This window comes from Streptomyces sp. NPDC090088, assembly GCF_044747345.1.
Lineage (GTDB): Bacteria > Actinomycetota > Actinomycetes > Streptomycetales > Streptomycetaceae > Streptomyces.
In genome coordinates, this window is the sequence record NZ_JBIVDZ010000004.1 from 314,257 (window position 1) to 326,910 (window position 12,654).

Here is a 12,654-nt window from a genome sequence, read left to right on the forward strand (position 1 = left end):
GGCTCAGCGGCCGTGGTGGCCGCCGCCGTCGTACCCTCCGCCCCAGCCGCCGCCGTAACCGCCGCCGTACTGGCCGCCGCTCCCGTAGCAGTAGCCCGGGTAGGCCTCGCACGGGTTGTAGCCGGGGGTGCTGGACGGGGTCGGATCGGCGGTCGTCCTCGACGCCGACGGGGTGGGCGTCGGGGTGGCGGTCCGCGCGGACTTGGTCGTGGGGGTGGCGGTCGCGACCGGGGTCGGTGTCGGGCTGGTCTCGGCGTCCCAGTTGACGATCTGCATCTGCAGGTCGGGCTGGGAGGTGTCCATCACCCAGCGCTGCGCGGCTACGGTCGCCCGGGTCTTGACGACCAGGGCGCCGCCGCCGTCGGTGGCGGCCGGGGCGAGTGCCAGGTCCTGGTCCCAGCGGGGCACCAGGGCGCCCTGGAGGGTGAAGTCGTAGCGGATGCTCCGGCCGGCGGACCCGGTGGCGCTCGTGCACGGGGCCAGCTGGACGGAGTAGCCGAGGTGCGAGTCGAGGCACAGGCCGGGGTCGGCGCCGTTGCGCAGCACTCCGTCGCTCTCGTACGTCCACTGCTGGCTGGCGACCGAGGAGCATTCGGCGAGTTCGGTCTCGGCGCCCTTGACGGCCTTCTTGCCGACCACACCGATGCACAGGCCCGAGGCGATGTTGTGCAGCCGGCCGCGGAGGGTGCCCTGGGTGGTCTGGCTGGTGCCGATCCAGGACGGGCCAGAGGTGGACCGGCCGGCGCCGGGCGTGGCGGACGGCTTGGCGGTGGCCGAGGAGCCGCCGCCGTCGCCGGAGCCGAGCACCGACCAGAGCACCAGCGGCAGCACGACCAGACCGCTCACGGTGCCCACGGCCACGGTGAGGTTGCGGCGGCGCACCCGGCGGGCGGCCCGCTGCTTGGCGCGGCGGGAGGCCGCGGGGTGCACCTCCAGGTCCTTGCCGGGCCCGGCGGCCGTCGGCGCGAAGGCCTCGCCGCCCAGGAGCCCGCCGGCGGGTGCGGCCCGGTGTCCGGCGGGCTCCTGGGCGAGGCCGACCCGGTACTCCAGGTAGGCGCGGGCGCCCCAGCCGAGCACGGCCTCGGCGAGGGCGAGGCCGAGGCCGCCGTTGAACTGCTGGAGCTGGTCGGCGGTGTACCGGCAGTGCTTGCAGGTGTTCAGGTGCTGCTGGAGGTCCCGGTCGACGTCGATCCCGCCGCGCCGGAAGGTCACGTCGATCATCCGGACGTAGCGCTGGCACTCGTCCTCGTGGGCGAGTTCGCGGTGCACCTGGAGGCACTCCTCGCGCAGCCGCTCACGGGCCCGGCGCAGTTCGACCCGCGCGTCCTGCTCGTCGAGGCCGAGGAGTCCGGCGGGCGTCGACAAGGGCTCGGACTCGACCTCGGTGTGCCACAGCACGGCGCGCGAGGACTGGGTCAGCCGCTGGAAGGCCCGGGAGAGCAGTCGCCGGTTCGCGGGCGGCAGCAGCCGGGAGGCGGCCCGCTCGCCTTTTCCGGCGCGGAGTTCGGGGTGCAGGAGTTCACCGCGGCCGTCGTTGTCCCATTCGGCGGCGATACGCCGGACGGTGACCAGGAGTTGGGGACGCCAGGCGGCGGTGGGGCCGGCCTGGCGAAGGGATTCACCGAAGAGACGGGTGAATGCGGCGGTGGTGAGCATTCCCGCGCCGCGCGTGCTGTCGGTGCACAGACGGGCATAGGCGAAGGCCGCTTCCCAGTGCCGGTCGAGGAGTTCTCCGACCGGGTGCAGCGCGGGCGCGGTGCCCGTCCACTGCTTGAGCTCGGCGCTGAGCTGCTCGTCGGTGACGTCGAACGGCCGGTCGGGGGTAGGGGAATTCCCCAGGCCTGCGTCATTCACGGCGGCATTCCTTCCATCCGCAACGCGGGATTCGGTCCATACCATCTGGTATGTGACCGGTATGCGACCCGGCCGACGCCAAGATCGGATGGGCTTGTTGGGGGTTCGGCGCTCCGGCGTCCGCCGTCGACAGCTCTTTTGAAGCGTGGGGGGTGAACGGGAGCGACCTCGCGCATGCGGGGCGAAAAACAATGGCCCGCACGCCGACACGGCACACCTTTGCACAGGCCAGCAGGGCAGAACAAGGGATCTCGGGGTTTTGCGCATTGCCCGCCGGTTGCGTTATTTTGACGAAACGTCAATGAGCGAGTTCGCGCTTTGTCGCCGTATCGACATCGCAATTGGCGGGGGGATTCAGAACCGACCGCCCCGACCTCGGCGCCAACCATTGAACCACGGCCCGACCTGCGCGGACCGCACGGCCTACCGTCTCCCCCGAACCAATAGCCGTCGCCATTAAGGGCGTTCTCCCGATCGGTAGGCGCCGGGCGGGACACCGTATCTTTCGCGGAAAACCCGGTTGAAGTGGAACGGGCTGGGAAATCCGGACGCGGCGGCGACCCGCTCCACGGTCAGGTCGGTGCTCTCCAGCAGCCGCGCGGCGTGTCGCAGCCGCGCCTCGCGCAGCGCGCGCATCGGCGGCACGCCGGTCTGCCGGGTGAAGAGATGGGCGAACCGGGACGGCGACAGCGCGACACGCGCGGCGAGCGAGCCGACGGTGTGCGGGGCGCCGGGGTCGGCGGCGATCAGTTCCTCGGCGCGGCGCACCCGGTCGTCCGGCCCCGGCGGGGTCCGGCGAGCGCCGGCCGTCGCGAGCAGGACGACCTCCTCCAGCGCGCACAGGGCGAGTTCGCGTGCCGCGCTGCCGTGCGCCACGGCGACCGGGTCGTCGCCGGGTGCCGGGACGGGCGGCGCGCCGGTGCCGGTCCAGCGGGAGTCGGCGAGCATGCGGTGGAACGCGGCCTCGATCCGGCGGTGCGTGCCGCCCGGGGCGGCGACGGCGTACACCCCGTCCCCGAGGGCGGCCGGGCCCAGCCACGCGGCCCAGGCCGGACGCGCCTGGCAGTGCGCCCACCAGAACCGCCAGCGGTCGGCGCCGGGGGCGAGCGCGTAGCCGTGCGCGACGCCCGGGGCGAGGACCACGAGGTCGCCGGGCGTGGCCTGGGTGCGGGCGGCGCCCTGCCGCAGCAGGCCGCGGCCCTCGGTGGTCCAGGTGAACAGCCAGCTGCCCGACCCCTGGGGGCGGTTGACCCGGTAGCCGGGGCCCTGGTCGTACCGGCCGGTGACGACCATGCCCGGCGGCGGGGCGGGGACAGCGCTCTCGGGCAGTCCGTCAGTGGTCATGGGCATCCTCTCCCCCGGTACGTCGGCCTAGCGTGACAGGCACGGACACAGGAAGACCGGACCGAGGAGCGCGGGGATGACGGCGACAGGCATCGACAGCACCGTCCTGCGGGAGTTCGAGCAGGACGGGTTCACGGTCGTACGGGGGTTGTTCGGGGACGAGGAGATCGACCGGCTGTGCGCGGAGTTCGCGGCGCTGCACGCGGCGGGGCGGCCCGTGCCGGGGCACTTCGTGCCGGGGCCGACGGCGGATCCGCTGCACCGGTATCCCCGGGTGATGCAGCCGCACGAAATCAGCTCTCTGGCGCGGGAGTTCCTCCTTGACGCCCGGCTGCGGGTGATCCTGGAGGGGCTGTTCGGGGAGGAGGTGCTGGCCGCGCAGAGCATGTTCTACTTCAAGCCGCCGGGGGCCCGGGGGCAGGCGCTGCACCAGGACAACTTCTATCTGCGGGTGGAGCCGGGGACGTGCGTCGCCGCGTGGGTCGCCTGTGAGGCGATCGACCGGGAGAACGGCGGTCTGGAGGTGGTGCCGGGGACGCACCGGATGGACTTGTTCTGCCCGGAGGAGTCGGACGCGGAGCTGTCGTTCGCGCGGGAGTACGTGGCACCGCCGGAGGGGCTGACGGCGGTGCCGGTCGATATGGCGGCGGGGGATGTGCTGTTCTTCAACGGGAGTCTGGTGCACGGGTCGCAGCCGAATCGCTCCGCCGGGCGGTTCCGGCGGTCGTTCATCGGGCACTACGTGGGGCGGTCGGCGGTGCGGATCGGGGAGTTCTACCGGACGTTGACGATGAGTGGGGAAAGGGTTCCTTTGTTGGAGAGCGAGGGAGCTGGTCCGTGCGGTACTGAGCGGTAGTCGTTCGGGTGCGGGTGGGTGGGGGCTGGTCGCGCCCACGCGGCGGTAGCCGCAGATCAGATACAGCCCCGCGCCCCCAAGGGGGCACGTCTCAGTGGCCGGAGATGGGATGGGGGCCGTAGGGCTGCTGGAGTTCTTCCAACTCCTTGTCGCTGAGCTTCAGTTCTACGGCTGCCACCGCGTCGTCGATGTGGTGGGGCTTGGAGGCGCCGATGATCGGGGCGGTGACCGTGTTCTGGTGGAGGAGCCAGGAGAGGGCCACCTGGGCGCGGGGGACGGCGCGGTCGTCGGCGATGCGGGTGACCGCGTCGACGATGGCGCGGTCGCCGTCCTGGTAGAGGCGGTTGCCGAAGTTGTCGGTGGCGCTGCGTTCGGTGACGGTGCCCCAGTCGCGGGTGAGGCGGCCCCGGGCCAGCGGGCTCCAGGGCAGGACGCCCACGCCCTGGTCGGCGCAGAACGGCAGCATCTCGCGCTCCTCCTCGCGGTAGAGGAGGTTGTAGTGGTTCTGCATGGAGACGAACTTGGTCCAGCCGTGCCGCTCGGCGGTGAACTGGGCCTTGGAGAACTCCCAGGCGTACATCGAACTCGCCCCGATGTAGCGCGCCTTGCCCGCCTTGACGACGTCGTGCAGCGCCTCCATCGTCTCCTCGATCGGGGTGGTGTGGTCGTAGCGGTGGATCTGGTAGAGGTCGACGTAGTCGGTGCCGAGGCGGGCGAGGCTGTGGTCGATCTCGGAGAGGATCGCCTTGCGGGACAGGCCGCCGCCGTTGGGGCCGGGGCGCATCCGGCCGTGCACCTTGGTGGCGAGGACGATCTCGTCGCGGCGGGCGAAGTCGCCGAGCGCCCTGCCGACGATCTCCTCGCTGGTGCCGTCCGAGTAGACGTTGGCGGTGTCGAAGAAGTTGATGCCCGCGTCCAGTGCCTGCCGGATCAGCGGGCGGGACGCCTCCTCGTCGAGGGTCCACTCGTGGGTGCCGCGGTCGGGCAGGCCGTAGGTCATGCAGCCGAGGCAGATCCGGGACACGTCCAGACCGGTGCGGCCGAGCTTCACGTACTCCATCGTCGTCTCCCGCCGTCGAGATCATGCCGTACAGAGCCGAGCGTACGTCGGTTCGCCGTCCGGTCTCTCGCCGCGTGGCGGTAACCGGACGGCGTCAGGCCCCGTCCAGGAGGTCCAGGGCGTGCTCCCAGGTGAACTCGGGCCGCCTGCCCTCGGCTTCGGGGTCGCCGGTGTACCGGGCGCCGAAGCGGACGCCAAGGCCGCGCAGCCGGGTCAGGCTCTCCCGGTAGGCGGGGTGGGCGGCCAGCGCGTCGGCGACACAGGGCAGGACGGCGATCGGGACGCCCAGGCCGAGGGCCTCGCACAGGGTGCCGACGGCGAGGGTGTCGGCGAACCCGGCGGCCCACTTGTTGACGGTGTTGAAGGTGGCGGGGGCGACGGCCACCGCGTCCGGCGGCGGGAAGGGGCGCGGGTCGGCGGGGCTGCGCCAGGCCGAGCGGACCGGGCGGCCGGTGCGCGCCTCGGCCTCGGCGGTGTCGAAGAAGCCGTTCATGGCGACCGGGGTGGCGATGACCCCGACCTCCCAGCCGCGCTCCTGGGCCGCGGTGACCAGCTTTCCGACGCCGGCGGCCACGCCTGCCGCGCAGACGACGAGGTAGAGGAAGGGTTTCGCGGTGGCGTCGGTCATCCGGGAACCCTATGCGGGCGCTAGCGGAGCGGGAAGGTGAGGCCCCGCTCGGACTCGGGGCGCGGGCCGTGGATGCGGCGCTCGTGCTCCTCGATCGGGACGTCGTTGATGCTCGCCTCGCGGCGGGTCATCAGTCCGTGCTCGTCGAAGTCCCAGAGCTCGTTGCCGTACGACCGCCACCACTGTCCGGCCGCGTCCCGGCACTCGTACTGGAAGCGGACCGCGATGCGGTTGCCGTCGAAGGCCCACAGGTCCTTGCGCAGGGCGTAGTCCCGTTCCCGCTCCCACTTGGCGGTGAGGAGGGCGACGATCTCGGCGCGGCCGGTGACGAAGGTGTCGCGGTTGCGCCAGACCGAGTCCTCGGAGTAGGCGAGCGCCACCCGCTCGGGGTCGCGGGTGTTCCAGGCGTCCTCGGCGGCCTGGACCTTCTGGACGGCGGTCTCGCGGGTGAAGGGCGGCAGGGGCGGACGGTCGGCCATGGTTTCCTCCTCAGATCGGAGAACGTGCGTTCTCCCGGTCGCTGCTACCCTAGGAGAACGCACGTTCTCTCGTCAAGGAGTGGCCCATGGACAGCGCGGTCGCGCGTGAGCAGGCACTGGACGCCGCCGAGCGGCTGTTCTACGGGCGCGGGGTGCAGTCCGTCGGCATGGACGACATACGCGGCGCCTCCGGGGTCTCCCTCAAGCGGCTCTATCAGCTCTTCCCCGCGAAGGAACAGCTGGTGGTGGCCTATCTGGAGCGGCGGGACGTGCGCTGGCGGCAGCGGCTCGCGGAGTACGTGGCGGGGCACCCGGATCCCGGGGAGCGGCTGCTCGCCGTCTTCGGCTGGCTGGAGCGGTGGTTCGGCGAGGAGGACTTCCGTGGGTGCGCGTGGATCAACGCGTACGGCGAGCTCGGGGCCACCTCCGAGCCGGTGGTGGCCCAGGTCCGGGACCACAAGCGGGCGTTCCGGGACTACCTGGCGGGGCTGGTGGCCGCCGCCGGGCTGGACGCCGCGCTCACCGGGCCGCTGTTCCTGCTCGCCGAGGGGGCGATGGTGACGGCGGGCATCAACGGGAGCACGGAACCCGCGGCCGAGGCACGCGAGGCCGCCCGGGTGCTGCTGCGCGCCGGGTGAACTCAGCCGGCGGCGAGTGCCGCGAGCGCGGCGCGGGCCTCGGCGAGGGAACCGGCGGCGGCTTCCTCCAGGCCGGCCAGGTAGGGCAGTACGTCGACGCGGGTCAGCTCGGCGGCGACCGGGTGGAAGTGTTCCGGCCGGACACCGAGCCGGCCCCACCACGCCCTCAGGTAGGGGGTCTGGAAGTCCAGGGACTCCCGGCCGGTCTCCGGGCCGTAGGCGCCGCCTCGCGCCATGACGGCCACCACGCGGGTGTCGGCCAGCAGGCTCTCCCCCGTGTCCGGGTGGGCGAAGGCGCCGGGGAAGGTCACCCGGTCGATCCACGCCTTCAGGGCCGCGGGCGGCGCGAAGTTGTACATCGGGACGCCGAGCACGACCGTGTGCGCGGCGGCCAGCTCGGTGACCAGCGGCAGGGTCAGCTCCCACTCGCGGGCCTCGGCCGGGCTCTCCACCAGCGCGGGCACCTTGGCGGGCGGCACCAGGCCCGCGCGCTCCACCCGGCGGCCCAGGGTGGGATAGGCGGCCGTGAGCGGCGGCACCGGCACGGCGGTCAGGTCGCGGTGGCGGTACTCCGCCGCCGGATGCCGCTCGCGCCAGGTCTGGGCGAAGGCCGCGGTGAGGCGCCTGGTGACGGAGTCGGCGGTCGCGTCGGCGCTGGAGTCGATGTGCAGCAGCATGGGGTGGTCACCTCGGTCGGTTCGGGTTCGTCGAGGGGGTGACGGAGCACGGAACGGAAAGGTGACCCATGGACGGGCACGAGCAGCTGGCGGCGGAGTTCGACTCACGGCGCGGGCGGTTGCGGGCGATCGCGTACCGGATGCTGGGCTCGGCGGGGGACGCCGAGGACGCGGTCCAGGAGGCCTGGCTGCGGCTGAGCCGCGCGGGCGGCGCCGGGGTCGGGAACCTGAGCGCGTGGCTGACCACCGTCGTCTCCCGGATCTGCCTGGACATGCTGCGCGCCCGGCGCGAGCTGCCGTACGGCGAGGAGCCGCCGGAGCGTGCGGTCGCGGCCGGGGACGGCCCCGAGGAGGAGGCCGTGCTCGCCGACTCGGTGGGGCTCGCCCTGCTGGTGGTGCTGGAGAGGCTGAGCCCGGCGGAGCGGGTGGCGTTCGTGCTGCACGACCTGTTCGCGGTGCCGTTCGAGCGGATCGCCGCGATCACCGACCGTTCGCTGCCGGCCGCGAAGAAGCTCGCCAGCCGGGCCCGGCACAAGGTGCGGGGCACGCCCGCGCTGCCGGCCGCCGAGCTGGACCGGCACCGCGGGGTGGTGGAGGCGTTCCTGGCCGCCGCCCGGGGCGGTGACCTGGACGCGCTGCTCGACGTGCTCGCCCCGGACGTGGTCCGCCGCGCCGACCCCGCGGTCCTGCCGCCGGGCATGGCGACGGAGCTGCGCGGTGCCCGGGCGGTCGCCGAGGGCACCGTGCTGCTGCGCCGGCGCGCCCTGTTCGCCGTACCGGCGCTGGTGGATGGCCGGGTCGGCCTGGTCGTCGCCCCGCGCGGACGGCTGCTGTACGTCCTGCGGGTGAGCGTCGAGGGCGACCGGGTGGCGGCCTACGAGGTGGTCGCCGACCCGGCGCGGCTGCGGGGGCTGGAGCTGGCGGTGCTGGACGCGCCGGCTAGCCCGTCGGTTCCTTGACGGTGATGGCGTGCACCGGGCAGGCCCGGGCCGCGTCCTTGACCAGCGGGTCGCCGCCGCCGTCCTCCTTCCCGGGCAGCAGGGAGCTGTAGCCGTCGTCGTCCTGGGTGAACACGTTCGGGGCGGTCAGGGCGCACTGGCCGGCCCCGATGCAGACGTCCCTGTCGATCTCGATGTGCATGGCAGGAGCCTCTTACCAGGTCACGGGGAGTTCCAGCATCCCCTGGATCGTGTCGCCGGGTTTGAAGGGGATCTGCTCCGGCGGCGCGGCCAGCCGCAGGTCCGGCAGCCGCTCCCAGAGGGTGGTGAGGGCGATCTCCAGCTCGGCGCGGGCGAGGTTCTGGCCCAGGCACTGGTGGATGCCGAAGCCGAAGCCGACGTGGTGGCGTGCCGGACGGTTCCAGTCGAGGGCGTCGGGGTCGTCGTAGACGGACTCGTCGCGGTTGATGACCGAGGTCGCGAAGACCACGCCGTCGCCCTCGCGGATGGTCTCGCCGGCCACCTCGATGTCCTCCAGGGCGACCCGCAGCAGGCCGTCGGCGATGGACAGCATCCGCATCAGCTCCTCCACGGCGGCGGGCATCAGCGCGGGGTCGGCCCGCAGTTCGGCCAGCCGCTCGGGGTTCTGGAGCAGGGTGAAGGTGCCGAGCGAGATCATGTTGGCGGTGGTCTCGTGGCCGGCGACCAGCAGGATCATGGCCAGCGAGAGGACCTCGGAGCGGCTCAGTTCGCCGTCGCGCAGCCGCTGGTGGACGAGTTCGTCGAGGACGGCGTCACCCGGGACCGCGTCCCGTTGCTTGCTGTCGACCAGGTCGCCGAGGTAGCCCTCCAGCTGCGCGCGGGCCTCCAGGGAGTCGGCGGCCGTCGGGCCGCGCAGCAGCCGCCTGGACTGCGCCTCGAAGAACTCGTGGTCCGCGTAGGGGACGCCGAGCAGGTCGCAGATGACCATGGACGGCACGGGCAGGGCGAAGGCGCTCACCAGGTCGGCGGGCGGCCCCTGGGAGATCATCGCGTCGAGCAGCTCGTCGACGATCCGCTGGATCGACGGCCGCAGCAGGCTCGCGCGTTTGACGGTGAAGGCCGGGATCATCATCCGGCGCTGGGTCTGGTGCTCGGGGTCGTCGAGGCCGAGCAGGGCGACCCGGCGGTCGCGGACCCCGGCGGCCCGGGCCGTCGGCATCGGGAAGTCCTCCCGCCGGCGGTCGCTGGACAGCCGGGGGTCGGCGAGCAGCGCCCGGGCCGGGCCGTGGCCGGTGACCGCCCAGACGGGACGGCCGTCGAAGAGCGTGATCCGGGACAGCCCGGGGCCGTCGCGCAGCGGGTCGTAGCCGGTGGGCGGGTGGTAGGGGCACGTGCGGTCCTGCGGCCAGGCCACAGGGTCGGCCGGGGCCGGAGTGGTGGGTTCCGTCAGGTCCGTCAGTTCGTTCATGGAAGACCTCGCAGACGAATGTGGTACGTCGTGCCGATCTTCATTAGATGCCCGGGGCATCTAGGGGACGACCGCAAGTTCAGCCAGATCGGTGAATCGGGTGATCTGGCCGAACCGCACGCGGTCGGGGGACGGTTCCGCGCCGAAATTCGCTTGCCGGGGCGGCGCGGCGAGCCACAGGATCTGCGCATGAACACTCCTGACGCCTTTACGCCGCTGACATCCGCGACCGTCGGTCGGGTGCGGGTCCAGCAGCAGCCGGGGCGCCCCTGGAGGCCCGAGCCCGCACGCCCGTGACGGCCGCGCTCGTCGCCGGCCTGCTTGCCGGGTACGGGATCGCCGTCCCGGTCGGCGCGGTCGGCACATATCTAGTGTCACTCACGGCTCGTACGTCCCTGCGGACCGGCGCCTGCGCCGCGCTGGGCGTGGCGAGCGCGGACGGTCTCTACGCCCTGCTCGCCACCGTCGGCGGCGCCGCGCTGGCGGCGGCACTGCTGCCGGTGCTCTGGCCGATGCGGTGGCTCTCGGCCCTGGTCCTGGTGGGGCTGGCCGCGCGCACTGCGGCGGTCGCGGCGCGCCAGTACCGGGAGCGGCGCCTGGCGACCCGGGCCGAGCGGCCGGTACCCGGCCCCGGACGGGCGTATCTCGGCCTCCTCGGCATCACGCTGCTCAACCCCACCACGGTCATCTACTTCGCGGCCCTGGTGGTCGGGACCCGTTCGGCGGCGGCGGTACGGCCGGCGGAGCAGGGCGTGTTCGTCCTCGCGGCCTTCGCCGCGTCCGCCAGCTGGCAACTGCTGCTGGCGGGCGGCGGCGCCCTCCTCGGCCGGGGTCTGACCGGTCACCGGGGGCGCCTGGTCACGGCGCTGCTGTCGAGCTGCGTGATGCTGGGGCTGGCGGCCCGGATGGTGCTGTCGCCGGGCTGACGGCCGATGCGGTCCCTGCGCTCAGGACGGTCGGAAGCGGTCCGGGGCGGTCAGGGCGCGAAGGCGCGGGCGACGGCGAGGCTGTCCTCATAGACGTGGTGCCGTACGACCAGACCGTCCCGGACGGTGAGGTGCAGGGCGAATCCGGCGCGATAGGGGCGCCCGGTGCTCCGGGCGGTCTGCCGGATCTCGCCCAGCACCACCGCGTCGTCGCCGTCGACCAGGATCCGTTCGATCCGGGTGCCGTCCTGCCCGGGGACGTGGTGGGCGGCGAGGTCGCGGTAATGGGCGGCGGCTCCGGCGCGGCCGGTGCGGTGGGTGATCCACGGGGTGGCCGGGCGGTCGTGCTCGTCCTCGGGCCAGTCCAGCCGCCAGTCGGCGTCCTCGGCGTACAGCTCGGCGGTCTTCTCGGGGTCGCCGGCGGCGATCCGGCGGAGCAGTTCCTCGACGACGGCGCGGGAGCGGGACATGGGTGACCTGCCTGAGGTGTCGGGCGGACGGGGTGTGGGGACGACTGTGCCCGTGGCGCGCGGAGTGCGCGATTACCCCTGGGGAAAGCGGGCCGGTGTCGTGCGGATGATCCCGGGCACTCCGCGTGTTGAATCATGACGTCAGTCATGGCAGCGACGAGACGAGGGACGGACCTCATGCCTCTTGAGGGCGAGTACGAGCCCAGCCCGACCGCCTGGGTGCGCGACCAGGTCGAGCTGTACGAGAGCTCGGGCGGGACGAAGGGCACCACCCTGATGGACACCGGGATGCCCGTCATCCTGCTGACCACGCTGGGAGTGAAGAGCGGGAAGATCCGCAAGACGCCGCTGATGCGGGTGGAGCACGACGGCGCCTACGCGGTGGTCGCCTCGCAGGGCGGTGCGCCCAAGCATCCGGTCTGGTACTTCAACGTCAAGTCGCAGCCGCTTGTGGAGCTGCAGGACGGTCCGGTGAAGCAGGACATGACCGCCCGCGAGGTCACCGGCGCGGAGAAGGCCGAGTGGTGGGAGCGGGCCGTCGCCGCGTACCCGCCGTACGCCGAGTACCAGGAGAAGACCAGCCGGGAGATCCCGGTGTTCGTGCTGGAACCGCAGTAACGGGGAACTGACGGTTCCGGGAATCCTTTCCGGCCGGGGACCGTCGGAATTTAGAAAAATCTGTTTCCGGCACGCATGAACCGCTTCCGCGCCGGGCAGCCGGAAGTCAGGGCCCCGCCGCGTTCCCCCGTCGCGGCGGGGCTCTCCTGTGCCTCGTGCGCGGAGCGGTCGGTGACGTCCAGGAAGATCTGGTCGGCCTCGTCGAACGTGCGGGAGAGGGACCGTTCGATGCGCACCAGGACCTCCTCCACGCGCTCGCACCGCGGTGCCGTCCTCGGCGACCACCGTGCGCAGCGCCGGATCCCCGCGTCCCCGGTCCTCCCGGCGCGCCTGGCGCAGCGCCCGGACCAGGGAGGCGCCCTCCGCGCAGAAGGCGACACCGCCGCCCATGACGAAGATCCCGACGGCCGCGAGCAGCGACCAGAAGAAACGCTCCTTGCCGTAGCCGAAGGGATGCCGTGCGTCGGGCGGGCGGCGGCTGCGGCGCAGGGCCGCCAGCAGGAACACCTCGTTGAAGCTGTCGGCGACCGAGTGCGCGGCCTGCGACAGCAGCGCGGGCGAGCCGGCGAACACCCCGCCCACGGCCTTGGCCACGGCGAGCGCCACGAGCACGGTCAGGCGGGTCCTGCGGTCGGCCTGCGACAGATCCGCGCTCTCTCGCGACGACGTCCCACTCACGCCCGCCGACTGCCCCGGCACCCGGCCCGGTCACACCG

At 73.0% G+C, this 12,654-nt stretch carries 15 protein-coding genes and 1 pseudogene; 6 read left to right on the top strand and 10 right to left on the bottom strand.

The features are described from left to right. Nucleotides 1–3 precede the first annotated feature (3 nt). Together ACIPSJ_RS21530 and ACIPSJ_RS21535 are read right to left on the bottom strand one after the other, a co-directional pair. A complete protein-coding gene (locus ACIPSJ_RS21530; protein WP_401347787.1) occupies nt 4–1,854 on the bottom strand; it encodes an RICIN domain-containing protein in 1,851 nt (616 codons plus the stop codon). 456 nt (nt 1,855–2,310) lie between these two features. Next, on the bottom strand, nt 2,311–3,198 hold the full coding sequence (locus ACIPSJ_RS21535; RefSeq protein WP_401347790.1) for a helix-turn-helix domain-containing protein: 888 nt from the start codon (nt 3,196–3,198) through the stop codon (nt 2,311–2,313). A gap of 76 nt (nt 3,199–3,274) precedes the next feature. On the opposite strand from ACIPSJ_RS21535, the gene ACIPSJ_RS21540 reads away from it, so the two are divergent. Then, the gene (locus ACIPSJ_RS21540) at nt 3,275–4,054 is read left to right on the top strand and encodes a phytanoyl-CoA dioxygenase family protein (protein WP_401347792.1); all 780 of its coding nucleotides are present in this window, start codon (nt 3,275–3,277) and stop codon (nt 4,052–4,054) included. A 91-nt stretch (nt 4,055–4,145) separates the two neighbouring features. Here the strand turns inward: ACIPSJ_RS21540 and ACIPSJ_RS21545 are convergent, their stop codons facing one another. The 3 genes from ACIPSJ_RS21545 to ACIPSJ_RS21555 all read right to left on the bottom strand — a co-directional run bounded on the left by ACIPSJ_RS21545 (nt 4,146) and on the right by ACIPSJ_RS21555 (nt 6,221). After that, on the bottom strand, nt 4,146–5,114 hold the full coding sequence (locus tag ACIPSJ_RS21545; RefSeq protein ID WP_359222645.1) for an aldo/keto reductase: 969 nt from the start codon (nt 5,112–5,114) through the stop codon (nt 4,146–4,148). A gap of 94 nt (nt 5,115–5,208) precedes the next feature. After that, complete coding sequence (locus tag ACIPSJ_RS21550) at nt 5,209–5,742, bottom strand: flavoprotein (protein WP_401347794.1); 534 nt, start codon at nt 5,740–5,742, stop codon at nt 5,209–5,211. Nucleotides 5,743–5,762: 20 nt separating this feature from the next. Continuing rightward, nucleotides 5,763–6,221, bottom strand: a complete 459-nt coding sequence (locus ACIPSJ_RS21555; RefSeq protein WP_359222643.1) for a nuclear transport factor 2 family protein — start codon at nt 6,219–6,221, stop codon at nt 5,763–5,765. Nucleotides 6,222–6,307: 86 nt separating this feature from the next. On the opposite strand from ACIPSJ_RS21555, the gene ACIPSJ_RS21560 reads away from it, so the two are divergent. Continuing rightward, complete coding sequence (locus tag ACIPSJ_RS21560; protein WP_401347796.1) at nt 6,308–6,859, top strand: TetR/AcrR family transcriptional regulator; 552 nt, start codon at nt 6,308–6,310, stop codon at nt 6,857–6,859. 2 nt (nt 6,860–6,861) lie between these two features. On the opposite strand, the gene ACIPSJ_RS21565 is transcribed toward ACIPSJ_RS21560, so the two are convergent. After that, nucleotides 6,862–7,536, bottom strand: coding sequence for an FMN-dependent NADH-azoreductase (locus tag ACIPSJ_RS21565; protein ID WP_401347799.1), 675 nt, complete (start codon nt 7,534–7,536; stop codon nt 6,862–6,864). 68 nt (nt 7,537–7,604) lie between these two features. Between ACIPSJ_RS21565 and ACIPSJ_RS21570 the strand changes: the two genes are divergently transcribed. Next, nucleotides 7,605–8,495, top strand: a complete 891-nt coding sequence (locus ACIPSJ_RS21570) for a sigma-70 family RNA polymerase sigma factor (protein WP_401347801.1) — start codon at nt 7,605–7,607, stop codon at nt 8,493–8,495. On the opposite strand, the gene ACIPSJ_RS21575 is transcribed toward ACIPSJ_RS21570, so the two are convergent. Both ACIPSJ_RS21575 and ACIPSJ_RS21580 read right to left on the bottom strand, forming a co-directional pair. After that, nucleotides 8,476–8,676, bottom strand: a complete 201-nt coding sequence (locus tag ACIPSJ_RS21575; protein WP_401347803.1) for a ferredoxin — start codon at nt 8,674–8,676, stop codon at nt 8,476–8,478. The two genes, ACIPSJ_RS21570 and ACIPSJ_RS21575, sit on opposite strands and share 20 nt — an antisense overlap. A 12-nt stretch (nt 8,677–8,688) precedes the next feature. Beyond that, nucleotides 8,689–9,924, bottom strand: coding sequence for a cytochrome P450 (locus ACIPSJ_RS21580; protein WP_401347807.1), 1,236 nt, complete (start codon nt 9,922–9,924; stop codon nt 8,689–8,691). A 30-nt stretch (nt 9,925–9,954) separates the two neighbouring features. Here ACIPSJ_RS21580 and ACIPSJ_RS21585 point away from each other — a divergent pair, with 30 nt between their 5' ends. Then, the gene (locus ACIPSJ_RS21585) at nt 9,955–10,221 is read left to right on the top strand and encodes a hypothetical protein (protein ID WP_401347810.1); all 267 of its coding nucleotides are present in this window, start codon (nt 9,955–9,957) and stop codon (nt 10,219–10,221) included. Continuing rightward, on the top strand, nt 10,218–10,850 hold the full coding sequence (locus ACIPSJ_RS21590) for a LysE family transporter (RefSeq protein ID WP_401347812.1): 633 nt from the start codon (nt 10,218–10,220) through the stop codon (nt 10,848–10,850). Before ACIPSJ_RS21585 ends, ACIPSJ_RS21590 begins: the two co-directional genes overlap by 4 nt. Nucleotides 10,851–10,900: 50 nt before the next feature. Here the strand turns inward: ACIPSJ_RS21590 and ACIPSJ_RS21595 are convergent, their stop codons facing one another. Next, nucleotides 10,901–11,320, bottom strand: coding sequence for a nuclear transport factor 2 family protein (locus tag ACIPSJ_RS21595; RefSeq protein WP_393658801.1), 420 nt, complete (start codon nt 11,318–11,320; stop codon nt 10,901–10,903). Nucleotides 11,321–11,497: 177 nt separating this feature from the next. Between ACIPSJ_RS21595 and ACIPSJ_RS21600 the strand changes: the two genes are divergently transcribed. Continuing rightward, a complete protein-coding gene (locus tag ACIPSJ_RS21600; protein ID WP_359222636.1) occupies nt 11,498–11,938 on the top strand; it encodes a nitroreductase family deazaflavin-dependent oxidoreductase in 441 nt (146 codons plus the stop codon). Nucleotides 11,939–12,048: 110 nt separating this feature from the next. Here ACIPSJ_RS21600 and ACIPSJ_RS21605 read toward each other — a convergent pair. Further along, a pseudogene (locus ACIPSJ_RS21605) lies at nt 12,049–12,616 on the bottom strand (cation diffusion facilitator family transporter); the annotation flags it as partial. Nucleotides 12,617–12,654: the final 38 nt, after the last annotated feature.

Coding starts and splice junctions, on each gene's coding strand:
- ACIPSJ_RS21545 (WP_359222645.1), bottom strand. CDS start 5,114: ATGGAGTACGTGAAGCTCGGCCGCACCGGTCTGGACGTGTCCCGGATC.
- ACIPSJ_RS21540 (WP_401347792.1), top strand. CDS start 3,275: ATGACGGCGACAGGCATCGACAGCACCGTCCTGCGGGAGTTCGAGCAG.
- ACIPSJ_RS21570 (WP_401347801.1), top strand. CDS start 7,605: ATGGACGGGCACGAGCAGCTGGCGGCGGAGTTCGACTCACGGCGCGGG.
- ACIPSJ_RS21595 (WP_393658801.1), bottom strand. CDS start 11,320: ATGTCCCGCTCCCGCGCCGTCGTCGAGGAACTGCTCCGCCGGATCGCC.
- ACIPSJ_RS21535 (WP_401347790.1), bottom strand. CDS start 3,198: ATGACCACTGACGGACTGCCCGAGAGCGCTGTCCCCGCCCCGCCGCCG.
- ACIPSJ_RS21600 (WP_359222636.1), top strand. CDS start 11,498: ATGCCTCTTGAGGGCGAGTACGAGCCCAGCCCGACCGCCTGGGTGCGC.
- ACIPSJ_RS21580 (WP_401347807.1), bottom strand. CDS start 9,924: ATGAACGAACTGACGGACCTGACGGAACCCACCACTCCGGCCCCGGCC.
- ACIPSJ_RS21565 (WP_401347799.1), bottom strand. CDS start 7,536: ATGCTGCTGCACATCGACTCCAGCGCCGACGCGACCGCCGACTCCGTC.
- ACIPSJ_RS21575 (WP_401347803.1), bottom strand. CDS start 8,676: ATGCACATCGAGATCGACAGGGACGTCTGCATCGGGGCCGGCCAGTGC.
- ACIPSJ_RS21550 (WP_401347794.1), bottom strand. CDS start 5,742: ATGACCGACGCCACCGCGAAACCCTTCCTCTACCTCGTCGTCTGCGCG.
- ACIPSJ_RS21560 (WP_401347796.1), top strand. CDS start 6,308: ATGGACAGCGCGGTCGCGCGTGAGCAGGCACTGGACGCCGCCGAGCGG.
- ACIPSJ_RS21555 (WP_359222643.1), bottom strand. CDS start 6,221: ATGGCCGACCGTCCGCCCCTGCCGCCCTTCACCCGCGAGACCGCCGTC.